Origin of the sequence: Algoriphagus taiwanensis (assembly GCF_036245645.1) — a bacterium.
GTDB classification, from domain to species: domain Bacteria; phylum Bacteroidota; class Bacteroidia; order Cytophagales; family Cyclobacteriaceae; genus Algoriphagus; species Algoriphagus taiwanensis.
In genome coordinates this window covers 165086-191653 of record NZ_BTPE01000005.1, presented here as the reverse complement: position 1 = coordinate 191653, position 26568 = coordinate 165086, and the positions used below count along the sequence as shown (strand labels likewise).

Sequence of the window (26568 nt, the reverse complement as noted above, 5' to 3'; positions counted from 1 at the left end):
AGAATAGTTTGAAAAAAAGAGGTCAGACTAAATCAAAAAAGAGGGAGGTTTGATTAATCCGGGAGGAGAAAAATCGGGGATTTCATGGGTTACGGTCGGAAGCTGAATCGGGGAACCAAGAGCCTGAAAGAAGGATAGGGAGCTTTCGAAATAGCTAGGCGTAAATCCCACACATGCCCCACAGCTGAAAAAGGGCAGGCAGGGAAGGTGCTCTTCAGAATCCTCCGGACATTTTTCCCCATACTCTACCGTCTTCTCGCAGGCTTCCTCCTCGCCCAAGCAGCAAGTTTGGGTGGATAGAAACAGGGTCAGCAAGGAAATTAGTACAGCCAATGCCTTCATGGAGGCAAATAAAGGAAGAAGTCGTGGTAATTCCAGAGGAAATATGGGGAGGGGGGATATTGGGGAGAGAAATGGGGATTATTCTTCTCAAGGAAATCAAAAGCCTAGAAATACCTGTGAAGGTATTTTATGCCCTTACAGACGAAGTGATCTTTCCATCCTAAATCAGTCTAGAGACAATTGCTATTGTTTTTTCTATTCTTGAATTCCTCAATACGAGATCGAATTATACCCCAAAGCCTGCAACTGAAGCATGCGGATGGTGTAGGTTTCCACGACCTCCAAACCCGAAAAAAGCTGCTCCTTACTTACACCCTGTCTTTTCATGGCTACACTGCAAATACTCACCCGGACTTTGCCCTTGTACTTCCCAAAGTATTTTTCAAGTTCAGAACCTTTGACCATTGTTTTGACAACCGGACCTTTCACCACAATTTCAAAATTTTCGATTTGGACTCCATTTGCCATAAAGGTGTCATATACCGATAAGGCACTTTTGAGACCATCTTCATCACTTACTCCAAAGGCATAGTTGGGTGTTTTATTGAGGTCAGCAATGGTTTCTTTTTCGAGGACGGTCTGGGCGAAACTGGCTTCACTGGCTATTAAGGTGAAAGTAAATAGGATAAGGTATAGAAGTGGGTTTTTCATTTGAAAAGGTGGGTTTTGGAACTCTTGGAGGTTGGGAAGATTAAAAATAGGGATTTTGTGGGAAAGCGAGTGAGGGAGAGTGGAAAGTACAATTTATAGAAATGAAAAACGAACCAATTCCGTGCCTACAGGACTCTAACCAGCTGAGCTAAGAAACCTGAAGGCTTAATATGAGGATCAATAAGCTTTTCGATAAGTTTTCTTGATTTCTGCTTTTTAATAAATAATTCCATTTTTAAAGCATCCCCACGATTTCCTTCAATCTTAAAAATTGCCTTTAGTTCCCAAGGTCTTCCGGGGGTTGTGGATTTATGAAGTGTTCCAAAATTATGTTCCGACAATCTTTTAATTGGATCTTCCGAATGCCCAACATAGTACTTATCAGAGCTTGGTGAATAAAGGATGTATATAAAAAATGCCATACCCATAAAATGCAAAAAGCCCTGCATTTCTGCAAGGCTTCAGCTCCCCCTATCAACGATAGTTGCAACCAAATAAGAGTGACATTGATGTTAAAAGAGATTTATGATCAATTGGTTAAATAAATTCCATTAGTTATGTCTTAGACTTTCTATCAAAAAAAGGAAGTCTAAGAAGCCATAGATCATTTGTAAATTATAAAAGTTGTTTTGCTTACGATTTCCAAATTGAAAACTTCTTGATTTTGAAGATTTTCTTCTTCATACCAATCTTTTAATTTGGATTTATTTATTCTTGCATTTCCACCTCCCGAATCAATAATCTTGGCAGTGAAAGCTGAATCACCTTCTTTACCTATAATTATTTTGACAGTAGTGTTAAAGTCGGGCAAGAGATCATAATCAATTAGTTTTTTCGGGAAGTTAATCCTTCCATTTTTAAGTTCGTTTGTACTTATTTCAAACCTATTAGTTGGAATTTCCTCATCATTAAATAATTCGTTTAATTGAGATAATAGGAACGGAGGAATTTTGTTTTTATTTGGCATATCTGAATTTGGTGCAGGGTTTTTGTCTGATTGCGATTTCAAATTAGAATTGGATGTATTAAATCTTTTACAATCATTTATTTTTGCTTTCCAGTCCTCAAGCATGTATTCAAATTTTTTTTTCCCTTTGGGTACTGCGGCAACTAAGCTAGGGGAAACAAGTGGTATGATTTTTTTATTTATTTGAGAAATCAGTTTTCTCCATTCGGGATTTTGAGGGCCTTTTCCCCAAGTTGAAAAAACGCAAATATCAGGGTGTATGTCCAAGAACTTATTTAAATCATCAATATCCTTATAATTTCGTTTCACAAGGCGATTAAATAAATTTGAATCGCTGTAACTTTCTCCAGTGATTTTATGAGAGAATTCAGGTGAAACTTCGACAGACTCGATTAAATCTAAGCACGCAATTCCCATCATTTTCATTTTTTCATGGATCTCAGGGATTGAAGGGTCAAAATTAACATTGAATATTTCGCTTAGGAGTTTCCATGTTTGATTACGTGAACGTCCATAATGTACCAACACTTTTTTTCCACCTGTCGGATTAAATGTGCCCAAAAAAAGAAAATTTATCTTGTAGGGAGGCAAAGAGTTGGGTAATTGATGCTTTATTGATTCTTTCATTACGACTAACTATTAGGTTGAAGTATATTAAAATCAAACTTGATTTGATAAAAGGCTGTGATATTCAATTTAAATCGAATTGAATTTTAAATCAAATACATGATTCTGATTGCAATTGGAAAGGAAGGTGAATCTTTGAGCGTTTTTGAATCTGATTTTTAAGGAAAAATCATCGTATATATCCTGCCTTAAAACTGAGCGGAAGGGGTATAGCTGGATCAAATAATCACTCTCATCAAGTTCAATAACTTCAAGTCCTACATAGTCTACCCACGGATAGTTTTGGAATTGAAAATTCAAACCAAATTCCCAAGATTCTCGAATTTTAAGTTTTTTAAATTCAACCTTAAGTCTCAGTCGAACCAGTCCATTATTTGTTTCAATCAACTCTGCTTTACTTTGAATCGATTCTTTTTCCTTTATTTCATCGACCAAGTCTCCATGAAATCGCGCTAGAAAGATCCCTTCTGTTTTGAATTTATCCTGATAAGAAGGATTTAATTCCCTAAGAAGTATAAAGCTTTCTGAAATTGGCTTATTGAGAAAAAAAGAGCCCATCTCTTCCTTTACAAAAAGTGAAAAAAGATCAATCTCAATGCCGTCAGCACTCCTTAGAATGTGTTGGAGTCTAGTCATTTGTTCTTTTTTATTCCAATTTTCTACCCATTTATAGGCTTCTCCTGAATTCGCTCCTGTAATTTCCGAATAGAGTTCCATACCCTGTTCTTTGAATAGGAGATATCCTTTAGTAGGCTTAATGATTTTCAAAATTTTTTCAGGGAGTTTTTGATTTTGAACAGCAGTGTTTTCAGATAATATGTTTTCAAAACGTCCATAGGTTCCCAAAAGAAATTGGATTTCCTCCTCAATAAATTTATCTATTAATTCTAGCCTCGATTTAAAGTCTATTTCAGGTATGCTCAGGTCATTTTCGGAACTTCCCCTTAAATGCAGGAGTCGATATTCTCCATCAAGTTCCAAATAGACCACATGGAACCATTGGATATCTTCATTGAAATGATAGTTCTTTTGTAGAAAATTGTTGAAATCGCTTTCCTCGCTAATATGTAGAGATCTTTCCACTAATTTTTTCATAGGTTATTTATTTTGAAGAAATGGGTATGCCATCAAGCCAAAGCCGAGGTAGGAAAGAATTAAAGTGATAATAAGGGTGTAAAAAGGATCCACGTTCGTGTGACCTACCAAATAGTATATTCCAATAATATAGATTAGGGAAGCGAGGAATGATAATCCCATGAGGAATTTTACTCTAGCAAAAAACACATCTGAATCTTGATGATTCCATAGGATCTTTACCCAACTTACTGTGGCCAAATAGAAAAGATAAACTATGATAAAGCTCCAAACAATGGAAGGAACTCCTGATTTGTTTCGATTTTCTTTCATGAATTAGACTTCTATTTTGAATTTGATAAACCAAAATTGATTAACATGATTGCCATTATTTGGCAATCATGTTAGATTTATTTGAAAAAATTATGAATACCCTTGAACGGCTATACCTTTTAGATGAATGCCTTGGAAGAACTTCCTTTCGGGTTCGATATGATTCCTTTAAAAACTACCTTGAAGAAAAATTTGATGTGGTGAGATATGGTAAGCGAACTTTCCATAGGGATATTCAAGAGATCAAAAACAAGATTGAAATCGAATTTCCAACCCTTTTTGATCAGCATGGGCAGATTCTCCTGTACGATAAAAAAAAGGATGAGTATCGATATGCTTTAGAAGATTTTAGCATCAATCAAAGGCTCACCAATTCCGAACTAAATCTAGTCGCTAGAAAATTAAGTTATAACCGTCATCTATTTGAGGATGGGAAGCATGAGTCCTTGGTGAATAAATTAAGGAGTATTGCATTGACTTTGGAGTTAGAATCTGAGCATGAACCGTTACCCTGGAACCCCATAGAACTGATAGGTAGTCGAAGTGGATCACAGAATTTAGACCTTATTTTAAATTCCATTTATCGTAAAACACCGATAAGAGTTTTCAGGGAACGATTTGGAAAAAAAGGGAATACCTATGATTTATTACCATTAATGGTAAAAGAATACAATAATGGATGGTACACAGGTTGGTATCTTTTAGGATTTCCTGTCAATGAATCACAGCAAAAAATCAAGCTTGATATCAAACCACTGAGATTATTGGCATTGGACGGTATTAAAGAAGTAGTGCCATTGAATGTCAAATTGAAAATTGATGTGCCTAGAGGTTTCAATCCTTCAGACTATTTCAGGAACTCTATGGGAATTATTCGATCGAACCTTAAAGGGGAATTAAAGCCTGAAGCTGTTATTCTTGAAACAATAGAAGGATCTTGGATTTACGATTATATCAAAGAATATCCGATTCATAAAAGTCAGCTGATTCTTTTAGACGATACGCAAAAAAGAAAGTTGAAGTTCAAAATAGAAGTGGAAGTTGATGATGATTTAAAACGGTTTTTGATGAAATATTCTGATGTGGTAAAGGCAATTTAAAGTCTTCAATCTTGTTTTGACGAAAAATCTTCAATTCCTAGTTCTTCTTTGAAGAAAGAGATTTCAATTGAAACAATAATTTATGAAATCCAATCAATTCTTGGGTTTTTTCCAGATGTGGTTCAAAAATTAAGTTGCAACCCAAAAAACCTTATTTAAACGAAACTGGAGTGGTTTTAAACGAAAAAAGAGGTCAAAATGACCTCTTTTTTGATTTTGCTCCCCCTATCAACGATAGTTGCAACCGAAATCAGATTTCCTTTCAATTAAAGGAGGTTCAAAATCAACTCGATTTGAATTTTTCCGGATCTTTCATTCCTTAACGGTATTGGATGATCCTCACTCCATAGTTCAATGGCATTGATTAGCCATTTTTTTGCTTCGTTTCCTAAGGTTAAATGAAACGACAGGGTATAAATTTGGTCTATACCATTAGGATTGTCTTCATGAGTGCAGAATGCCTTCGATTCCTCTGGAGTAAGGGAGAAATATTTCTTAAGTAAGTCTAACTGATGGTGTTTAAACCAAGACCAAAGACGGGCAAAATCATCGAAAATTCCATCAACCAGATAAGAATCAAAATCTTGGAAAAAGTAGTAGTCCACATCTTTCCATAACCAAATGAGGTATTCTTTATCATTCTTGATCAGGATTTCTTCAATCAAAATAATCTTTTCGATTAGTCTATTCTCTGATGGAAGGGTCTTTTTAGAAATCTCATTGAGAAAGTTTGGAGTAATAAATGACTCAATAAACCTAAATTGATCTAATAGTCCATCATATTTCATTATGAAAAATCTCCATGAAAAATAACCCTGTAATGGGAAATTCCGAAAAGAATGATAGGTATGTTGGTGCTTAAATAGCCATGACCTTAATTCTGACTCAGTTATTACACCAGAATTGAATTCAAATTCTTTAAGAGCATCTTTTCCCTTTTCTATTTGAATAATTAGCTCATGGTTCTTGTTGAAATTGTTCTTTTCATCGTCAAAGAAGAAAAATGAGGAAGGACTCTTCAAAGCAATCTTGAAAAAGTCTTTTTCTATCTTGAAGATGTTGGTTAGTTTTTCCGTGTAAAATAAGGTTAATAACCATTTATTTAATATTAATTGAAATCATAAGGGTTGAACTACTTTTTCTAACAGAGGTTTGGGGAAAAATTAACTTTGTTCGATATTGTAGTTAAAAGGATTCAGATTTTTAATAAATCAAGAACTAAAAAAACAAGAGATAATTTTAACTGAGGAAGAAAAGCAATTGGTCCAAGAATTAATTGAGGAAAAAACTGGTGCATATGTTTTGAAGCTTAAAAAAAGCAAATGAGGAGGATATTACCCTTTATCTAGGAACAGAAAAACAATGAAAGTTCAGATCAATTTCCTATTTGATTAAAGTGGACGTCCGAGTTAAGTTTTTGATAATTATCACCAAAATAGTCTGTGATTGTGCTAAACGCTGAATAGAAGGAAATGTTTGAAAAGTAAAATATTATAACCAATTAACTCCTAATAAGGTATGGTATACATTAATCCTATTGAGATTCTCGAACTGAGCGACACAGAAGTTCAGGACATTGATGCGAGTTTGGTAAAAAGGGCCAAACGCAAACTTTTTGCAGACATTGATTTATCAGATAACGGTCACTATGAATATCATGGACAGAACCTGACTAAATCTGATTGTGAGAGAGCAATTGAAGATTTGGAAGACAAAGAAAAAGTTGAGTTTTATTCCCATTTAGCATCAAATTTTGAACTCAATACATTTTTAGCAAATGGGAGTAGCGAACTTTTAAACAATTTAAAACATGAGAGCATCTATAAACTTCCCGCTTTTGTGAATTTCGTCAGTCCATTTTTTGCATCAAAGATTGACCTAGTTCTCTTGAAATCATTTCAGAATAATGATGTTGAATTACTTTCTTCAGCCCTTCGTGCTGGACACTTGATTTCAAAGGATGATTTAAATCGAGCGTTCAAAAGTCTTAGTAATGAAATACAAAATAGAATAAACGAAACAGATAAACTCACCGAGAAAATTAAGGAAGAAATTTCAGATTACACTGATGATGACATCGAAGACGTTATCGAAATAATTGAAAATAGATTCCCAATAGAATTTCTCAATAAACTGCCAATTTTCTTCCAAAGCCAAATAAATAAAATAGCAGCTTCTCTAAATTTCCTACAATTAGGTATTTGGAATGAATTCAATACAACTTTTGTTCCTGTCAAGTTATTAGAGCATTTACTTAAGCTGAATATTGAAAGTGTTTCAAAGCCAACGTTTGAGAAAAACTACGCAATAGTAAAAAAGAAACATGATGAGAGAATTGAGCAAGAAAAAAATGCACCGTTACTAAAAGAGTGGGCAAGGATCCTGATTTCTATACAAGAAAAGGTTGAAGAAGTTGAAAACGAAACTTTGAAGGCTTCTGATGCACTTAGTTTTGTTAAATCAGCTTTTGATCTAAATTCCCTTAATGGTTTACCTCAATTCGCAAATGAAATTCGAACACAAATAGGATATTCAATCCGAAGTATGTCGATTGCAAGTTGGAACAAACAAAGCGATATCAAGAACTCTTTGTCACTTTTAGACTATGCATTAAAAATTAATGTCAATCAGAGTGCAAAGGAAAAATTCCTTCAAGATCGAACCGAATTACAAGAATTACAGAAAAAGTACGAAGGAGTACTAGTTTGTTATTTTTGTGGCACCCATACTCCAGACAAGGGCTGTGAAATAAACACAACCATCTACAAAGAGACTAGTAGAAGTTGGTTTCCTCAAAGATCTGTGCAATATTCCTATTCAGAAATCAAAATTCCGAGATGTAAGAGTTGCAAAGAAGTACACTCACAAGGAAGTAATAATTATTATCTAGTATTCATTGGATTAATGATTTTAGGTGTGATTATTGGGGCTGTTACTGATGGAGAGCATTTTATTATTGGGGGCATCATTGGTGCTGTGCTAGGATGGATTGTTGGAAAAATAGTTGAAGGAAATAAGGTAAAGAAAGTTGGAATTAAAGATTCATCTGATTCCACATTAGCAAGTCATCCACTATTAATAGAACGTATTAAAAGTGGTTGGACATTTTCGAAACCAACTGCATAAAAGGAAAAAAAATGTTAGATCAAAATTTTAAACAGTACAAACCGTATTTCGAACTTCTAGATCAACTGTTTGAAGTCGAAAGGAAACTTGATAAAATTCAAGAAGAGAATAGTATCCCCCGCAATATCAATAAGATGAAAGATATTTTCGAAAACTTATTCACTAATTCTTCTGGAGCTGATGTTGGCTTTATGTATCACGATCCCTTAGGTGAGCCCTATAACGAAACACGTTTAGACTTAGATGCTAGCATTGCAGGAAATTCAACTGAGAATCTAATTGTAAAGGAAGTAATTAAACCAATAATACGATACAAAAGTGGTGGAAGCACATTGATAGCCCGTAAAGGGGTAGTTGTCGTTGAATCAAAAAACTTTAAATAAATATGGAGAATACTATCAACTTCGGAATTGATTTGGGTACTACCAATTCAGCTATTGCCAAATTTGTCAAAGGTGATGTGGTTGTATTTAACAACCCCTTAGACTATGGTCGATCAACTTTACCCTCTGTAGTTTATTACAAAAAGGACAGAATTGTAATTGGGAACAAAGCCAAAGAATATTTGGAACGAGACCCAAAAAATGTTGTAGGACTTTTTAAGCGCAAAATGGGGACTTCTGAGAGTTTCCAAATAAAATCTATAAATGAATCAAAAACCCCTGTAGAGCTTTCCGCTCAGGTACTAAAAGAGCTAAAAACTTTTGTAAACACAGGAGATTCTCTGGATTCTGTAGTTATTACTATTCCAGCGTCATTTGATTCTATTCAATCTAATGCAACGAAAGAAGCGGGGAAGCAAGCAGGTTTCAAACAAGTTGTTCTATTACAGGAGCCAATTGCCGCAAGTTTGGCATACGCCAACATGAAGAAATCTAAAGAAATGCAAGATGGAAATTGGCTTGTATATGATTTAGGCGGTGGGACATTTGACGTGGCATTAGTTAGGATAAAGGATGGTGAAATGAAGGTTGTTGATCATGAAGGGGATAATTTCCTTGGCGGTTCAGACTTTGACCGTTTAATAGTAGAAAAACTGATTATCCCTAAAATTTCAGATGAATATTCTTTTGAAGATTTGGAAAATCAAATGAAAAGTGCTTCAGGAAAGTATAATGCTAAATACTACTCCCTACTAAATCAAGCAGAGGAAGCTAAAATCAGATTGTCAGCGGTCTCATCAGCAGAAATTATTGTTGAAAGAATGGAAGATGAAGAGGGTAATGAAGTGGATATGGAAATCACGATAACAAAATCAGAATTCAACAATTTGATTAAAGATTCAATTGATGGTACAATTGAAATGATTAAAACCATACTAACTAGAAATTCTTTAAAATCAAATGATATTCAGTTTAACCTTATGGTTGGTGGTTCCACGTTTATCCCATTTGTCAGACAGCACGTTGAAGAAGTATTGCAAATTCCATCTAATTGCGAAATCGACCCTACAACTGCCGTAGCTGTAGGTGCAGCTTATTATGCTGCAACGAAGCAAAAGGAAACTTCAAAAGAAAATTCGGAGAAGAAGCAATCAAGTCTATCAATAAAGGCTAGTTATAACAAGGCTTCAAAAGAATCTGAAGAACTTTTTGCTGCAAGAGTTCAGGGTGACACCAATGGACTTTTTTACAAAATCACAAGGCAAGATGGCGGTTTTGATTCAGGGTTGAAGCCTCTCTCTGGAAGAATAAACGAAGACTTGCCTCTTGTTGAGAACACTTACAATTTTTTCACATTAACTGTTTATGATAGCGAAAACAACGTTGTAGAAACCGATATTGAACCAATTGGAATTAATAGTGGATTCGGAATAAGTGGGCAACCACTTCCAGAGGATATTTGCTTGGAAGTTGATGATTATGATAATCCTGGTCATACAAGGCTTGCTCTAATTTTTGAGCGAAATACCGTTTTACCAACTAAGCGAACTTTAACTTTTCCAATTAATAAGCCAATCCTTAAAGGAAATGAATCAGACCGTCTTTGGATTAATGTTTATGAAGGGCCTCAGGCCTCACTTCCTGAAGCCAATAAGCTAATCGGTACAATTGAGATATCAGGAAAGCATGTGTCTAGGGATATAGCAAAAGGTTCCGATCTTGAAATAACTATCAAGATTTCTGAAAGTAGAGACGTCTCTGTTTCGGGATACCTTAATATGTCAGACCAAGAATTCAAAAGTATTTTCAATCCTAAGGAAAGGGATACCAATATTTCATTGCTTAAAGGTCAAGTTCTTGATTTGTCTTCCAAACTTGATGAGGAAATAGAGCTTGCAACAGAAAAGGAAGATTATGAAACTGCCAGTTTGCTTTCTAAGGTGAAAAAAGAAATGGAATCAGTTGCAGAAGAAGCAGAAAAGCTTTCAGATGACGATGTAACCGACAAACGTTACCAATTAGAAGACAAGAAAAGAAAAATTGCTCAAGAGATAGATAGTGCTACAAAGAACAAACGCCTTCAAAAAGCAAGTGAAAATTATTTTGAAATCAAGGCAGAATGCGAAGCGCTAATAGATGCATCAGGAAATGACCATGAACGAAAAACCTTTAACGACATCATAAAACAGGAAGCTTCGTTTATGGCGACCAAAAGTCCCCTAAAGATTCAAGAAAAGTCTGATGAGCTACAAGCGATAATGGGTCAGATTAGATGGAGAACACCTGAATTCTTAAAAGGGATTTTTGCTTACCTAATGGAGAATCAAGCAAAAATGAACGATCAATCTTCAGCAAAAAGCCTTATCGATGCTGGAAAGTTTGCTGTAGAGAGCCAGAATTGGGATAGGCTAAGGGAAATAAATTTTGGCCTTTTTGATTTAATGCCAAGGGGTTCAAAAGATGAAATATCAACTAAAATTGGTTTTGGTTTATGAAAACTGAAGAATTTCAAAATTTATTATTGAAGTCAGCGATTTCAGTTATGGCTTGTGATGGATCTATTGATGACGCAGAAATCGCTGAAATCAAGAATATGGCTGATAATGAAATCTATTTCATGGGTTTTGACATTGAAAAACCCTTTGAAGAAATCTTGCAATACATAAAAGAAAAAGGTAAGAATGCTATAAATGAGTATCTAGATGAGCTTAATCAATGTGACCTAAGCCACAAGCAAGAACTTCTTCTGATTGAAGTTTTAATCAGGACTATCGAGTCAGATAATAAAATTGAAGACAATGAAATCAAGTTCCTTCAATTAGTTAAATCGAAATTGAACGTTTCGGAAGAAATAATCATATCTCAGTTTCCTCAGCAAATGAAATATTTGATTGATTTCAACAACTATGGTTTACACGAAGAGTTTACTGATGAAATTCAGTTTGCCAGCAACAAGTAGGAATTTACATTCAGCACTTGTTTTTCCTTAATTATTGGATGATAAGCCCTTTAGGTTTTTCAAATTTGGTGGTAATTCGGTCCAAATCGGCTTTAATTTCTTTCATACCATAGCTAGATAAAAAGAAACTATTATTTTAGAAATAGTTTCTTTTTATCTTTGTGTACTATTTCAATCATTATTTTAAAACGAATTTGGGAGTTAGATGAGGCTTATTGTTAACTGAGTTTTAAAGGGCCTATTGCAACTGATCAAGTCAATCAATATGGTTGTGAAACTATCAAAGAGTGGCAATCAAAAAAACATAGGAATGCTTGCTTCATTATGAAATTGTGAAAAGGTAGGGCAGATTAGGAAGGAATTGGAGGCAAAAAGCTATTAAGATTTTGATTGATGGGGAGAGAAAAAAACTGCTAATTATTTTGAAGGGAAGGAAGTGTTTCAATTTTAATTTCATCTTAAGCCATGAAACTCTACTTTCAGAGGGGGTTGCTATTGTAGCTATTAAAGTGAAATATTACTGACAATTCGAGAAATTATTATATTCAATGCTATAATTGATTAGAATATGGAAATGATATCTGCAACTGAAAAAGAGTTAAAATGCATTTTATATGCAAAATCTCTTGAAACCAAAAAATATTTGAAGGGGTCGGAAAGTAATTCCAATTCTTTTTTTTTGAGATTAAGGAAACTCTTTTCTATAAACCAGAATAAAGTTTCTTCCTCAAGTGAGAACACTATAATCAATAAGCCACTTGTTTCAATAAACAAAACGTTGAAAGTATTGTGGAGACATCATGGTCCTTCCAAATTGGTGAGTAATAAGTCCAAAATAGATTGTTTGTGTTTTTGGGTAAAAGAGCTCCATGGGTTGGAAAATGAGATTATCCTAAATATTGAGAAAGAAATTAGAAAAAAGAGAAAAGAAAAATTAGCATCAAATAGAGAAATGTTTGAAAAACATCAAATTGAAATTCTTGTCAATTTCGGAGAAATTGAATCAGAAATAATTAAAGAAATTGATAAAATATATGGGTATTACATTCCCTAATATGGATTTTTTGAACCATGGGTTTGATCAACTCAAATATTTTTCTTTTTCCTTAATTAGTGTTTTAACCAGTTTTTTGGCCTGAGTTTCTGTGATTACGATTTTTTTCTTTTTCTTTTCCATAACCATAAATATCCCGAAATCAGAAATAAATCTTTTTTCTTAAAAACCTCAATGAATTTCTTGTTGGTTAGATTGAGGAATAAATGAAAAAACTTCCTCTTCATTAGAGGAAGTGACCTAAATTAATTAGTGGCTAATTAAATGATCGGGTTAAATTTTTAATCCATTCTCAATTTCCTTTAAATGGGGAAATTCGTCAGGTACTTCAAAATCATTATCATTAAACCATTCAACCACCTCTTGGTCAGTCAGGAGGTTGTAAATGGATCTTCCTCCCCAAGCTGAATAGTTTGTAAATTCCACAAATTTCCCGCTCTCTGTGACGTAAAGACAATTATACATGTGTGTTTCTTGAGTCCTATAATAAATTGGATTACCATTTACATACCTGCATTTACCTTCAATTATTGTGCATTCATCTAAATCAATCCATTGGTTTTTCGAGTTGGTAATTTTTCTTTTTCTCATGATTACTTGTTTTTAAATATTTCGTCAAATACTAATATTTTTTTAGTGCCGTGAAGAATCGGGTGGTTACCCCAATCAAAACCTTTGGGGATTTTGAATGAAGCGCAGGTCATGTACTTTCCATATTTCATAATTTCCTCGATTGCCCATCTATCTTCATAAATGGTAGTTTTATATCCCAACTTGGGAATTAATTTGTGTTGTCCTACTTGACATTTTTCCCCCCATAGTTCATAAGTGACCTCATCTAGGGTAATGAAATCTCTTTCTTTACTAATAATCTCTGCGAATCTTTTTACTGATTCCTCGATCTGTGATTTAACTCTGTTTTTCATGGTTTTCGTTTTTAAAAATTATAACCAAAAAAAAATCATAAAAAGAAATTTTTACAGAATAATTTTCCTTTTTAATGGATATAAACAAAATAATATTATAATTTTTTACTCATTTACGTCAGAAAATCCCAGAAAATTTTATTTCGATTTTCACCTATTTTCAAATCCTACCAGATTTTCTGGGGAAATTTTTCACGGAGCATTGAAGGGGGTAAATAATGAAGGTTTATAGGGTGCAAAGGGGGGCTACGGGGAGGAAGGTAGGGAGGCGGGAGGCCTAGTTTGGAAAGAGGACAGGAGTCGACATTATTTTTTCAAAACTTAATATGCCCAAAAAAATCTATGAGTATCTATCCTGAAGACTGGCACTTTAATTTTTAAAGATTGCGCCTGGTTATTAGCTGATTTTGCTGGACTTTTCCTTAGAGTTTGGGTCTCCAATCCTGATCTGTAGTACTTTATATCTTAATTTAATTAAATGCTGATTTTGAGCGAATTAGCATTGTATTGAGGCGGCATAGATAGGATTTCGCTGTAAATTTATACTCACAAAAAAAGTACTACGGATATGAGAATTAAGTACAATCGTGTAAGTACCCTTATTCAGACAGGGGCAAGATTTGAGGCAGACACAGCAAAATATGACTTGGTCTTGTTGGATAAGGTTTCTGGAACCGTCAAATTTAAAGATCGACCAAAAGCCAAACAACTAATAGAGTTGGTTGAGAATGGTCGGGTTCGGGAGATTTATTTGGAAGAATTTTCGCGGGTTGGGCGCAGTACTGGGGACTGTATTCAAACTTTAGATTGGCTTGATAAATATGAAGTCAATGTAGTTGTAAGAAACCTTGGTATCCAATCTCGGCCAAATGGGAAAAAGAACCCAATTTGGAAAATGATTTCTGCGGTCATGTCTTCTTTATATGAATTGGAGTTGGAAAACATTAAAGAAAGAACCCAGACAGGCCGAATGATCTATGTTCAGAAAGGTGGGATTTTAGGCCGTCCAATTGGGTCTCAAGAATCAGATCGGGCCTTCCTCCAAAAAGAAGTAAGTGTTTCTATCTTGAAATTTTTGAAACGAGGAATGACAATTAGAGAGATTTCCAAACTCACCAATTCATCCACAAGGACAGTCCAAAAAGTGAAAAGAATAGCTACAAAATATAATATGCTTGAATTATGAGTCTAAAAGGGATGGACTTTGTATTACGTTATAATGAAATGCTTGATGAGCTTGACCAAACGATGGATTCAGTATATCGAGAGATTATTTTCAGGTATCGGTTTCTTGATCCTCATGATTTGGTAGGGCCTGATATTTCGTTTTCATCTGAAGATGAAATGTTACGTCATTTAGCCACCATGATTTGGATCGACCATGTTGAGGGTGATCCCATAAATCGGAATTAGGATCATGATTATTTCAATCAGGTTCGGAATTCAATCCAAATTAGTTAGGGCAGATTAATATTCTTCTTTGCATGCGCTGGATCTTGCGCTAGGATTTTTTGAGAATTGATTCTCTATTGATGGATAGGTTAATTCCTCACCACTTATTTCCGACAAATTTTCTAATAAGGTGAAGTTAGAATTTTGGGATTTTGATACACCAATCAAAAAAGAATTCCTGAGCAAAACGGAAAAACCTCTGTAATTCCCACCATTATCCTTTACGACAAATTTGACATGTTAAGAAACTGACTTGTGATTTTTATTTGGGATAATCAATGGAACAGTTAAAAGTACGTTGCAAAACAACAACAAAAAACTAATAGATTTGGACTTAATAATCTTAGTTTAAATTGATCTAATAGATATTTGAAATAAAATCACTCATCTACTACAAATTCAAGTCCTGGCACTATCCTAAAATTAATTGAATTTCACCGCTCGTGGGCTTGTTGGTATCATCTTCCAAAAAAGGGTAAAGAGAGTTCTTATCCTTAATTCACTTTGGGAAGAACTCCATGATTCCTTTATTGAATATTGGATAAATATTGAATTCGGTTCACCTGTACACCGAAAGGTTTCATTTTTACTTGTTAATCCTATCCCATTGTTCTACTGAAATATCTTGAATCAAAATTTCTGAAATATTGGGGTGAGTAACCAAACATCTGTAATGGTTTTCGGTCGGTGAGCCCATAGAGTAAGAGTGTTCCGCTAGTATTGTCATTTTGAAAATATTAGGTTTGATCTCATGGTTTTTTTCGAAATTTTCGTAGTCTATATTTCGATTGAACCTTTCGAAATTTTCATCGCTTAATCTTTTTAACCCATCAAATGAGATGTACTTTTTTTCTGTAAAGTCGGCTACTTCTTTCACCTTCCTTCTGTTTTTTATTTTACTTGGCATTTTTTATTATATCGGTTTTTCTCCCAACCGTTAGGGTTTTAGTTAGTGCTTTTTGAAAGATTTTAATGTGAAACATAAATTTTCATTTGGGGAAGTTTTTCCCACTTTAAAAATTATAAACAAAAAAAACCGTAAAAAAAAATCAAACTCCTCAATCAGCTATTTTTTTTAAAAAGTTGAAAATAAAGAAGAAAAATAGGTTGATCACGATCACCACAAAAGACCAAATTGGGATATTGATTTACTGTCGAATCAAAAAGTACCCTACTTAACCCGACTAACTCAATAAGTAGACATGTGTGATTAGCAATGACGCCCACGGAAATAATAAGTACTTGTATTTAATCTTTTAATTAAAAGCATTTTCCATTAATTGGAGGAGGTATGTAACAACCGATATTAATAAATCATTAAATCCACTTCTGAAAATTTCAAGGGAATTTCAGTGCCGATTTCGTTTTCACGAATTTTTGCGTTATCATTTCTAAAAAGCAATGTCAAAAGTAGTAGTAGTTCCAGAAGTAGTAGTAATTCCAGCAGGAATCGATATGGACTCAATTTTTAAAAAGAATAACATCAAACAGGAACGATCAAAATCTAGGTTAAGGGACTATATATACTATTTTCTTTCCCGAGTGGTTACTCACCAATTCAATTATGAGTTATACCTTAAGTATGATGGTTTTCGGCCTATTTCTTCCCAAAAGCTGAATGTGCTTTTTGCCTCAAGAAATCGAGAACGAGTCATCAAAATGTTATCCGATCCTGAAGATCCAATTATTGAGGATAATGGAAGTTATCAAGTTGGGAGTTTTACGAAAGGTTATAGATTAACCAAAAAATATCGGACTGGCCAAATTGAATTTAGAACACTTGGAAAAGAATTCTCCGAAAAGTTAATCCATCTTGAAATAGTAGATCCTTCCCGTCCTGATTACGACTTTTTGAAACTCCAATTTCACCACCACAAACTTGATTTATCAGAAGATTTTGAAAATTATCTCAATGAAATGGGTAAATCTCTATTGAGAGAAGCGAAAAACGAATTTCAAATCAATTTGATTTTCAATAAGATTGGAGGCCTAATTCGAAACCAAGAATATTTAAAATCAGGATTTTTTCAGATCAAACATTCCAATTCCAATCACCGATTTACAAGTATCATTACCATGATGCCAAAGGAACTTAGAAACTTCCTTCAATTGGGAGGATCATCTTTGGTTGAAGTGGATTTAGGGAGTTGTCAGCCTTATCTATTAGCGGTTTTACTAAAGCAATTGGATGGAATTGAAGGATCTGAAATTTTAAGAAATGGAAGTAATACATCTTCTAAACTGAAATTCTCCTTAAATGATTACCTAATTGATATAGATAATGAATTAATAAATAAGGTATATCCATTTATGTTGCCCGCTTTTTCAAGTCTTTCACCCAGTCATAAAGAGTCAGTTCGTGATTTCTATTCAGCTCCTTTTCACGAAGATTTTTATCAATGGATGGCAGATCAATCGGAAAATAGGATCAAACGAAATGAGGTGAAAGAATCATTCATGTATTTTCTCTTTGATGACAATCCGAATCATAGAAACCATAATGAAGTAATTAAAGAGATAGAAAGACTTTTTCCTAGCGTTAATTTCTTCATCAATCTTTTGCACAATGAATTTGGAAAATCAGATTTTGCCAGATTTCTCCAAATGATCGAGAGCCATCTCCTAATCAATTTGATTCTTAGAGAATTTCATGACCATTACCCTCACATTCCCATTTTCACTATCCATGATGCCGTCCTAACGAATGAGGGAAATGCTTCAGCTGTTCAAGAATTCTTGGTTAGAAGATTAACTGAAATGACCAATATACCACCAAGGTCAAAAATATCTCATCCTTCACCAATGGGAACCATATTGCAGGAATCCATAAGTAAGACATGGAGACCCATTAGTCGAGTACGAACGGAAGCACAATACCAAAAGTTGGAACATTCGATTTTCTCTTCAAATATTGAAAGGGGGAGGCGATTTTTGAGTAAAGAGGTTGATTGAATCTTTTCTAAACAGAGTCAGAAAATTAGGTTTCAATTCAAGAATGAACACCAAACTCAGTGGTTTTTAAATTTCAGCTTAGGGTAATTTTTGCTAGTTTTAACATCCTTCAGAACTACGATTATTCTAAATAGACCGCAGAATTGAAGTCCTGAAATTGATAAGGAATTTGGACAGCTAAAGTGCAGTTAATCAGAAGATTGATAACATGTTACTCTGCCAATTTGTGTCAATTCTATCAGTAGATCAATTTTCTTTTACAAATTCACCAAAATGATTACGATTTTGGATCATCCAAATCTCTATAAATTCTCTTTTACCGCACTTTCCTTAAAGGTTAAGGAAACCATTTTCCTTGCTCAAAAACTAAAAAATGAAGATCTTTCTTTAGAAGATCTTTCTCCCAAGGATTTATCTGACCCAAGGGGAGTCACAAGTAAAAGGAAGTTTCAGGAATTGGTTAGGAGATTAAATCAACTATCAGAGGAGGAATTGGATTTATTGGCGTATGGAAATCAAGAAGCACAAAAACAGGTGTGCCTGCTTGCATTCGCCAGATATTACAGGTTCTTCTATGATTTTGTCACTGAAGTCATGTTGGACAAGATCTTGGTATTTGATTATGAGTTGACCGATAGGGATATCAATTCCTTTGTAAGTAGGAAATCTATTGATCATCATGAATTGGAATCTTTGGCAGAGACCACAAGAAAGAAGGTAATTCAAGTTCTTTGGAAAGTCCTTGAACAATCTGAGTTGATCAATTCTGTAATTGAGAGGAAGATCATCCCTCCATTCTTAGATGAAAAATTAGAAAAACTCTTGATGAGATCTAATCCAAATGACCTGAAGATCTTTTTGTACACCGCTCAAAAAATTAAGTCGTTATGACGGAGACAGAACTTTTGCATAATAAGTTTTTCCACATTTTTCAGGTAGTTACTTCTGAAAGTTTTTTGAAAATGGATGCCCTTGGTGGCGAGATCCCTTTTTGGATCGCTCCTTATGATGTTACTTTCTCTAATCAAGTGGAAGTGGAAATCAAAAACTTAACCAAGAAACTATTAGCGAAGGGAATAAAACCCCTTATCGTTGATTTATTTGAATTATCCATTCAACTCCTTGATAAGCATGTGGGTTTGGATGAAGTGTTTTACATGGAAGAGGAAGAAGACAAAGATTTTTTCAAGGAGACTCTCCAATCCATGCTGAATATTCATGACAGGTTCATTCCCAAATTGATTGAATTGAAAAATGAGACAAATCCTGATGTCTTTATGATTAAAGGAGTTGGGGCAGTTTATCCATTTATCAGATCACACAATATCCTCAATAACATTCAGGTAGCGATGAATGATATCCCTACTCTAATGTTTTTCCCCGGCGTCTACAATGGGAAATCCCTAAATCTCTTCGGACAATTAACCGATGACAATTATTACCGAGCATTCAATATTGACAACTTTAAAATATGACGGCATTTAAAGACCTTTTTCGTAAGAATTTTTCAAGACCGATTGAGACAGTCATTAAAGCGGATGACACCGATCATGTCTATCAAGAGGTAGACGAGTACGTAATTACCCGAGAGGTTGCCAAAAAACTGGCTGATTTCTTTGAGTCATACAATGATTCGGACAATATAAACGGGGTATGGATCTCAGGTTTCTTTGGATCAGGTAAATCCCACTTGCTGAAGATTCTGAGCTATGTTTTAGAGAACAAATCATTGAATGGGGATCACTTAGGGGAATTGTTCGCCAGTAAGGTGGATGATGATCCCAAACTTAAAGGTGATATCCTGAGCAGTACCAAAAAATACAAATCAGAAAGTATCCTTTTTAATATTGATCAACAGGCACAAATAACCAATAAGACAGAGGCCAACGCCATCTTACAAGTCTTTTATAAGGTTTTCTTTGATCATTTGGGGTATTACGGATTCCGTCCATTCATTGCCAATTTCGAAATGTCCCTTGATAAAGATGGGAAGTATGACATGTTCAAGGAACAATTTGAGGCGATTTATGGGAAATCTTGGAAAGAAGGAAGAATGGATTATCCTTCAAGAAAAGTCAATGATGCAGTGGCAATCTCTTGCGGACTCATTTTTAATGAAGATGCCTCCAAGTACGAAAATCTCTTAAAGGAGTATCGTGAGACTCAAGCCTTTTCTATAGAAGACTTTGCACTAAAAGTAAATTCCTACATCAAGTCTAAAGACCCACATTTTAGACTGAATTTCTTTGTGGATGAGGTAGGTCAATACATCGCTGAGAATACCAAGTTGATGCTGAACCTACAGACAATCGCTGAATCCTTAAATACCAAATGTCATGGTAATTCATGGGTGGTTGTGACATCTCAGGAGGATTTGGAAAATTTGGTGGGTGATGATTCAGGAATACAATCCGATGACTTTTCAAAGATCCAAGGAAGATTTAGAGTTCGCATGCCTCTTACTTCCGCCAACGTGGACGAAGTGATTGAAAAAAGACTCTTGGAAAAGGATGATATCGGGACTGAAACCTTGATTCAACTTTATAGAAGAGAGGGAGAAAATCTAAAAACTCTTCTTTCTTTCTCTGAAACAGGGATGCAGTTCAAAGGGTATCGGGATGAAGATGACTTCGTAAACAAATACCCATTTATTCCTTACCAATTTGACCTGTTTCAACAATGTATCAAGGCTCTTTCAAGACACAATGCCTTCCAAGGTAAGCACCAATCTGTGGGGGAAAGATCAATGTTGGGAGTGTTTCAAGAAGTTCTTAAAAACTCCTCCTTTAATGGATTAGATGGGCTGGTATCTTTTGACCGAATGTTCGAAGGGATACGTGCATCACTTAGAACCGAGGCTCAAAATTCAATCATTGTGGCCGAAAACCAATTAAGTGAGTCACCCTTAGCCCTGAAGGTGTTGAAGGTTCTCTTCCTTGTGAAGTATTACGATAATTTCAAAACGACATCAAGGAACGTCAGTGTACTCCTTTTGGATTCCATGGATGCCAATCCTACCAAACACCATGAACAGGTAGAAAAGGCATTGAACCTATTGGAACAACAAACCTACATTCAACGAAGAGGTGAGGAATATGAGTTTTTGACGGACACAGAAAAGGATATCGAGGAGGAAATCAAGAACACAAAAATTGATGAGATCGCGGTATCCCAATTGTTAAGTGAGTTGATTTTTGATGGGATCATCAAAGACACCAAAATCAAATACATCCCCAACAAGCAGGAATTTGACTTTGCGAGAAAAATCGATGGGGATTTATTCGGTAAGGATAGAGAACTGAAGATCGAGATCGTTACACCCAACTCCAACAATTATACAAACTACAGTCAACTGGCCAGTTCAACTCTAGCTGATCCTGGCTTGATGGTGGTGAAACTTCCTGAAGACAAAAGATTGATCATGGAAGTCCGCATGGCCTTGAAGACCGATAAGTACATTATGCAAAATAGGTCTCTCTCCAATGATGACAACATTATTCGAATTCTATCCGAGAAAGGCCAGCAAAACAGAGAAAGGAAACGACTTCTTGAAAACAACCTGAATGGGTTATTGGCCAGATCTGCATTCTACTTGGCAGGAAAAGAACATGAAGTTGGAACAAGTACAGATGGAAGATATAAGGTTCTCGAAGTAGCACAGGATATAATCAAAGTGGCCTATTCCAAATTGGAATTATTGGGTTCGGCTACCTTGGATGAGAATCAACTTCGATTGATCATGAGAAGCGGTCAATATGGGTTGTTTGATGGAAATGAAGCCACCCTATCCGCTCCTGAACGGGAAATCTCCAACTTCATCGAAAGAAGAAAACTACAACATGATAGAACCACTTTAACTGACCTTAGAGACCACTTCTCCAAGAGGCCTTACGGTTGGACTCAACTGGCGATTTGGTGTATTGTGGCTCAATTATACAAGAGAGGAAAGATCGAGGCCAAACAGGATTCCAACTCTTTGGAAGAGGGTGATTTCTTGGAAACCCTGAACAATAACAGGCTTTGGAGTAATACACTTTTGGAACCTCAGGTGGAGTTCAGTTCCACTCAAGTCAAACGCATCAAAGACATTCACTCAGAGTTATTTGATGAGACAAATACGGCTACTGAGGCGAAAGATGTCGCCCGACTTTTCAAGGAGAAATCCAAGTCATTGGAATCTGAGATCCGAGGGTATTTGTTGCAATCCGGCCAGTATCCGTTTCTTGCCTCCTTAGAAAACTTGGCGATTCTCCTCAGAAAAGTAGGCAACATGGATTACGCTGATTTACTCACCAAATCTCAAGATTTTGAGGACGATCTTTTGGACATGAAGGAACAGTACCTTGATCCAATCAGACATTTTTGGAACGGAGAGCAAAAGAAGATTTTCGACCGATTACTTCAATTCCTACAGGGGAATCAGGCAAACTTTGATTATGTCGAGACACAGGAAAGAGGGTTTTTATGGGAGGTACGAGAAGATAAAGCTCCTTATCGTGGAGATTTGATCAGAAGAGCCAAGGATTCCATGGATGCCTTGGAGGAAAGATTGATCTCTAAGATCAAAGAAGAAAAAGAGATCACCATTGAATCTGCAAAAGAGAGAATCAATCAGATTCAGGCACAAGAAGGGTTTTCTGAATTGAAACCAGCCCAACAGGAAGAGGTTCTCTCTCCTTTTAGAGAGGTTATTTCACGAGCCAAAAACCAAAATTACATCGCCAACCTAAAGGTAGATCGGGATAGATTGGGAGGATTGTACACCGAACAATTGAACAAAATAGGGAACCTTCTAACTAAGGCCAACCCTCCTGAGTCAGGAAGGCCGGAACCTGCACCTGTAGACCATTTTATCAATATCAAAGAGGTCGAGAAAAAGGTGAAATCCAAAAAAGGTCAATTAAAGACCGAAGAAGACGTGGAAGAGTATATCGGTTCGCTCAAACGAGCCATGATGGAGCAAATCCACCAAAACAGGAAGATTACCTTAAACTGATCCTGATTTTTATTTATCCAAACCCGAATTGAATACATGAATACCAATAACCTCAAAAAATTTGCCCAAGGAGCCAGAAGAAAACTTTTAGAACAGGTTTCTTCCAAATTGGACTTTGTTCTTTCCCATGATTCTTCAACTTTAAGAGCAAAGACAGAAACCCTCAACAGGTTAACCAATGACCTGAAATCCATGGGTAGAGAGACCTTGGTCGACAAGGTAGCCTACACTTGGTTCAACAGATTAGTGGCCTTGAGATTCATGGATGCGAACGGATTCCAACCCATGGGGATAAAGGTAATTACCCCTGTATCAGGGATCAGTCCACAGATTTTGGAAGAAGCACATGCTGGTCATGTTCCTGATGAACTTCCTTTACGCAAAGAGGAAGTGATGGATATTTTGGATGGAAGGGTTCCTTCTGTAAATCCTGATAACGATGCCTTCAGAATCCTTTTGGTGGCTTCCTGCAATCAGTTGAGCAGTACTTTTCCTTTTCTTTTCGAAAAGATCAATGACTACACGGAATTGTTGCTTCCTGATGACCTGACTTCTCCCTTCAGTGTAATCAAGGATATTCTAATCGGCATGACCGATGAAGACTGTCAAGAAGTAGAGATAATTGGATGGTTGTATCAGTTTTACATTTCTGAGCGGAAGGATGAAGTATTCGCTTCAGGGGAAAAGGTCAAAAAAGAAGATATCCCTGCGGCCACCCAGCTCTTCACTCCGAGATGGATTGTGGAGTATATGGTTCAGAATACCCTTGGGAAATTGTGGCTTCAAAACCGACCCAATTCCAAACTAAGGGACTTCATGCCCTACTATATCGAGAGTCCTTCTGCACAATCAGAGGATTACCTGAAGGTCAATTCGGTCGAAGAAATCACACTTTTGGATCAGGCATGTGGTAGTGGTCATATCTTGGTTTATGGCTTTGAACTCTTCTCCAAAATCTACGAAGAAGAAGGATACGCCAGTAGTGAAATCCCCCAATTGATCATAGAGAAAAATCTTTTTGGATTTGAGATCGATGAGCGAGCGGCTCAACTCGCAGGATTTGCCTTGATGATGAAGGCAAGGTCTTACCACAGAAGATTCTTTAGAAAAGAAGTAAAACCCAATATTCTGTGTTTTCAGGATCTCAGAATGGCTGAGAATGAGATCAAACCACTTTTCAATGATTTGGGGATATCCATTTCTGATGAATTGTTTCATGACCTCAAAACCATGAAACAGGCAACCAATTTTGGTTCCTTAATTCAACCTCACACAAATACCGATTCGCTGGAAGAAACTCGAAAAAGTCTTCATTCCAAACTTCAAGGATCAGATATTTTCTTAAAACCACAATTGGAAGACGTTATCCATTCTATCGATCAACTAATCTCTTTAAGTAAAAAGTACCATTGCATTACTGATAATCCTCCTTACATGGGCGGAGGAAACATGAATAAAGAACTTTCGGAATTTGTGAAAGCTAACTACCCAAAGGGTAAGGCAGATTTAATGGCTTGTTTTATGGAGGCAGGTTTGGAGACCTTACTTCCTATGGGGTTTTTGGGGATGATTAATCAGCATAGTTGGATGTTTTTGAGTAGTTATGAAGCATTACGAAAAGACATTGTTGAAAAGACCTTCTTTGACACCTTACTTCATTTGGGGCCAAGAACTTTCCCTGAAATTGGTGGTGAGGTGGTCCAAAATGCTTCGTTTACTTTTTGGAATAAAACGATTGATGCAAGAGGTATTTTTATTCGTCTGGTGGATTTTGACCGATCAGAACTAAAAAGAGATAGAACCATTGAAGCCATCCAAAACCCCAACTGCGGATGGTATTTTAATGCCAATCAAAAAGACTTTGAAAAGATTCCAGGAAGTCCTATTTCATATTGGCTAGGACAGAAATTATTGGATTTGTTTTTAAGTAGGTCAGTTGAAGATTCTTATTATCTTCAACCAGGCCTGCAAACAAGCAACAATACCCTTTTTACAAGAAGATGGACAGAAATTGATTTGGAGAATTTTTTTTCATTTAATGGCCAGAAGTGGTTTCCATACAATAAGGGCGGAGATTTTAGAAAATGGTATGGAAACCATGATTTAGTAGTCAATTGGAAAGATAATGGATGGGAAATAAAAAACTATGTAAATTCTAAATATCCATATTTAAAGGGGAATATTGATTATGTTATTAAAGACAGAGGATACTTTTTGAAGGAATCATTGTCTTGGTCCTTTGTTGGAAAACTTGGATTTAGATATTATCCCGAAGGATTTGTATTTGATGTGGCGGGCTCTTCTATTTTTTTAAAAGAAACCAATCGAAATGATTTTTTTTCTCTTTTAGGTGTCCTAAATAGTAAAATTAATGTACGTATTCTCGAAGCTATTAATCCAACTATAAATTTTCAAGTAGGAAATATAGCGTCTCTTCCTTTCGGAGATATAAGTATAGATAATGATTTAGTTTTTAATGCAATAGAAATTTCAAAGCTTGATTGGGATTCCCATGAACAGTCTTGGAATTTTTCAAAGAATTTTCTTCAAAATTTCAGAGAATTTGAAATGGAGGAAGCATTAATTCATTTTGTCCAGTTTTGGTCAGGAAAATTTTTTGAACTTCATAAAATAGAAGAGGATATAAACTTGCAGGTAATTAAAATATTGGAGCTTCAATCTGAAATAAATTCAATAGTGCCTTTGGAAGAAATTACCATTCTACAAGATGAGTTGGATAGTGAAAATCTCAAAAGTCAAAATTCTCAATTGAAGAGAGATCTAAAATCCGATTTAGTATCTGATTATTCTTCGGTAGAGTTAAAGTTTAATGAACAAGAAATTTTTTCTCAGTTTGTAAGCTACTCGGTGGGCTGTATGTTTGGTAGGTATTCTTTGGATAAAGAAGGGCTGATCATCGCCAATCAAGGAGAAACGTTGGAGGATTATTTCAAGAAAATAGAAAAGTCAGAAAATGAGGTTTCCTTCCTCCCTGATGCCGATAATATTATCCCAGTCTTGGATGATGAGTGGTTTGAGGATGATATTGTTTCCCGCTTCCATGAGTTTCTGAAGGCCAGTTTCGGGGAAAAAAACTTCCGAAAGAATTTGGCCTTTGTCGAAGAATGCTTGGGAAAAGATATCCGAAAATACTTCGTTAAAGATTTCTACAAGGATCATATCCAGCGATACAAGAAAAGACCAATCTACTGGTCTTTCTCTTCACCAAAGGGTTATTTCAACGTGCTGATTTACATGCACCGCTATACCCCTGATACCCTCAATCGGATTCTGAATAACTACCTACGTGAGTTTATCGAAAAACTCCAAGCTCATCGAAAAAACCTCCTTCACATAGAAGTAAGTGGAACTCCTGCAGAGCAGAACAAGGCTAGAAAGGAGATCAATAAATTGGATGAGATGATCGCTGATTGTCGTCAGTACGAGACTGACATCCTATATCCCTTGGCGACAGAGAGGATTTCCATTGACTTAGATGAAGGAGTATTGGTGAATTACAACAAATTCGGAAAGGCCATTACAGAAGTCCAAGGTCTAAACGACAAGAAGACCAAAGACAAAGTGAAGAAGTTTGATTGGATTGATACGAGTACGATCAGATAAGG

22 protein-coding genes are annotated in these 26568 nt (G+C 35.6%); 13 read left to right on the top strand and 9 right to left on the bottom strand.

The genetic code is table 11. The features are described from left to right. Nucleotides 1-27 precede the first annotated feature (27 nt). Complete coding sequence (locus AAA938_RS08965) at nt 28-342, bottom strand: hypothetical protein (RefSeq protein WP_338228335.1); 315 nt, start codon at nt 340-342, stop codon at nt 28-30. Between AAA938_RS08965 and AAA938_RS08960 the strand changes: the two genes are divergently transcribed. After that, a complete protein-coding gene (locus tag AAA938_RS08960) occupies nt 333-506 on the top strand; it encodes a hypothetical protein (RefSeq protein ID WP_338228334.1) in 174 nt (57 codons plus the stop codon). The genes AAA938_RS08965 and AAA938_RS08960 overlap by 10 nt on opposite strands. Before the next feature lie 46 nt (nt 507-552). Here AAA938_RS08960 and AAA938_RS08955 read toward each other — a convergent pair whose 3' ends face one another. From AAA938_RS08955 to AAA938_RS08940, 4 genes are all read right to left on the bottom strand, one after another. Then, nucleotides 553-993, bottom strand: coding sequence for a hypothetical protein (locus AAA938_RS08955; protein WP_338228333.1), 441 nt, complete (start codon nt 991-993; stop codon nt 553-555). 125 nt (nt 994-1118) lie between these two features. Next, nucleotides 1119-1442 (bottom strand): GIY-YIG nuclease family protein, encoded by a 324-nt coding sequence (locus AAA938_RS08950; protein WP_338228331.1) that lies wholly within the window; start codon nt 1440-1442, stop codon nt 1119-1121. A 155-nt stretch (nt 1443-1597) separates the two neighbouring features. Then, on the bottom strand, nt 1598-2587 hold the full coding sequence (locus AAA938_RS08945) for a hypothetical protein (protein ID WP_338228330.1): 990 nt from the start codon (nt 2585-2587) through the stop codon (nt 1598-1600). A gap of 69 nt (nt 2588-2656) precedes the next feature. Further along, on the bottom strand, nt 2657-3682 hold the full coding sequence (locus AAA938_RS08940; protein ID WP_338228329.1) for a hypothetical protein: 1026 nt from the start codon (nt 3680-3682) through the stop codon (nt 2657-2659). Between the two features lie 380 nt (nt 3683-4062). Between AAA938_RS08940 and AAA938_RS08935 the strand changes: the two genes are divergently transcribed. After that, the gene (locus AAA938_RS08935) at nt 4063-5094 is read left to right on the top strand and encodes a helix-turn-helix transcriptional regulator (protein WP_338228328.1); all 1032 of its coding nucleotides are present in this window, start codon (nt 4063-4065) and stop codon (nt 5092-5094) included. Nucleotides 5095-5360: 266 nt separating this feature from the next. On the opposite strand, the gene AAA938_RS08930 is transcribed toward AAA938_RS08935, so the two are convergent. After that, the gene (locus AAA938_RS08930) at nt 5361-6116 is read right to left on the bottom strand and encodes a hypothetical protein (protein ID WP_338228326.1); all 756 of its coding nucleotides are present in this window, start codon (nt 6114-6116) and stop codon (nt 5361-5363) included. A 496-nt stretch (nt 6117-6612) separates the two neighbouring features. Here AAA938_RS08930 and AAA938_RS08925 point away from each other — a divergent pair, with 496 nt between their 5' ends. From AAA938_RS08925 to AAA938_RS08905, 5 genes are all read left to right on the top strand, one after another. After that, nucleotides 6613-8220, top strand: coding sequence for an alkaline phosphatase family protein (locus tag AAA938_RS08925; protein ID WP_338228325.1), 1608 nt, complete (start codon nt 6613-6615; stop codon nt 8218-8220). A gap of 11 nt (nt 8221-8231) precedes the next feature. Further along, entirely contained in the window at nt 8232-8603 is a 372-nt protein-coding gene (locus AAA938_RS08920; protein ID WP_338228324.1) for a hypothetical protein, read from the top strand. Nucleotides 8604-8605: 2 nt separating this feature from the next. Then, on the top strand, nt 8606-11098 hold the full coding sequence (locus tag AAA938_RS08915; RefSeq protein WP_338228322.1) for an Hsp70 family protein: 2493 nt from the start codon (nt 8606-8608) through the stop codon (nt 11096-11098). Further along, nucleotides 11095-11562: a tellurite resistance TerB family protein gene (locus tag AAA938_RS08910; protein ID WP_338228321.1), complete on the top strand. Its 468-nt coding sequence runs from the start codon at nt 11095-11097 to the stop codon at nt 11560-11562. Before AAA938_RS08915 ends, AAA938_RS08910 begins: the two co-directional genes overlap by 4 nt. A 568-nt stretch (nt 11563-12130) precedes the next feature. Beyond that, nucleotides 12131-12616: a hypothetical protein gene (locus tag AAA938_RS08905; protein WP_338228320.1), complete on the top strand. Its 486-nt coding sequence runs from the start codon at nt 12131-12133 to the stop codon at nt 12614-12616. A 273-nt stretch (nt 12617-12889) separates the two neighbouring features. Here the strand turns inward: AAA938_RS08905 and AAA938_RS08900 are convergent, their stop codons facing one another. Further along, the gene (locus AAA938_RS08900; RefSeq protein WP_338228319.1) at nt 12890-13207 is read right to left on the bottom strand and encodes a hypothetical protein; all 318 of its coding nucleotides are present in this window, start codon (nt 13205-13207) and stop codon (nt 12890-12892) included. Between the two features lie 2 nt (nt 13208-13209). Beyond that, nucleotides 13210-13542 carry a hypothetical protein gene (locus AAA938_RS08895; RefSeq protein ID WP_338228318.1) on the bottom strand — a complete coding sequence of 111 codons (333 nt, stop codon included), beginning with the start codon at nt 13540-13542 and terminating at the stop codon, nt 13210-13212. Between the two features lie 568 nt (nt 13543-14110). On the opposite strand from AAA938_RS08895, the gene AAA938_RS08890 reads away from it, so the two are divergent. Then, nucleotides 14111-14728 (top strand): recombinase family protein, encoded by a 618-nt coding sequence (locus AAA938_RS08890; RefSeq protein WP_338228317.1) that lies wholly within the window; start codon nt 14111-14113, stop codon nt 14726-14728. Between the two features lie 852 nt (nt 14729-15580). On the opposite strand, the gene AAA938_RS08885 is transcribed toward AAA938_RS08890, so the two are convergent. Further along, nucleotides 15581-15871, bottom strand: a complete 291-nt coding sequence (locus AAA938_RS08885; RefSeq protein ID WP_338228316.1) for a hypothetical protein — start codon at nt 15869-15871, stop codon at nt 15581-15583. A 524-nt stretch (nt 15872-16395) separates the two neighbouring features. Between AAA938_RS08885 and AAA938_RS08880 the strand changes: the two genes are divergently transcribed. From AAA938_RS08880 to pglX, 5 genes are all read left to right on the top strand, one after another. Continuing rightward, on the top strand, nt 16396-17946 hold the full coding sequence (locus AAA938_RS08880) for a hypothetical protein (protein WP_338228315.1): 1551 nt from the start codon (nt 16396-16398) through the stop codon (nt 17944-17946). 273 nt (nt 17947-18219) lie between these two features. Then, nucleotides 18220-18837, top strand: a complete 618-nt coding sequence (locus AAA938_RS08875) for a DUF1819 family protein (protein ID WP_338228314.1) — start codon at nt 18220-18222, stop codon at nt 18835-18837. Further along, complete coding sequence (locus AAA938_RS08870) at nt 18834-19421, top strand: DUF1788 domain-containing protein (RefSeq protein ID WP_338228313.1); 588 nt, start codon at nt 18834-18836, stop codon at nt 19419-19421. Before AAA938_RS08875 ends, AAA938_RS08870 begins: the two co-directional genes overlap by 4 nt. Further along, nucleotides 19418-22942: a BREX system P-loop protein BrxC gene (gene brxC, locus AAA938_RS08865; RefSeq protein WP_338228312.1), complete on the top strand. Its 3525-nt coding sequence runs from the start codon at nt 19418-19420 to the stop codon at nt 22940-22942. Before AAA938_RS08870 ends, brxC begins: the two co-directional genes overlap by 4 nt. Before the next feature lie 36 nt (nt 22943-22978). Then, entirely contained in the window at nt 22979-26566 is a 3588-nt protein-coding gene (pglX, locus tag AAA938_RS08860; protein WP_338228311.1) for a BREX-1 system adenine-specific DNA-methyltransferase PglX, read from the top strand. The last annotated feature ends 2 nt before the right edge of the window (nt 26567-26568 follow it).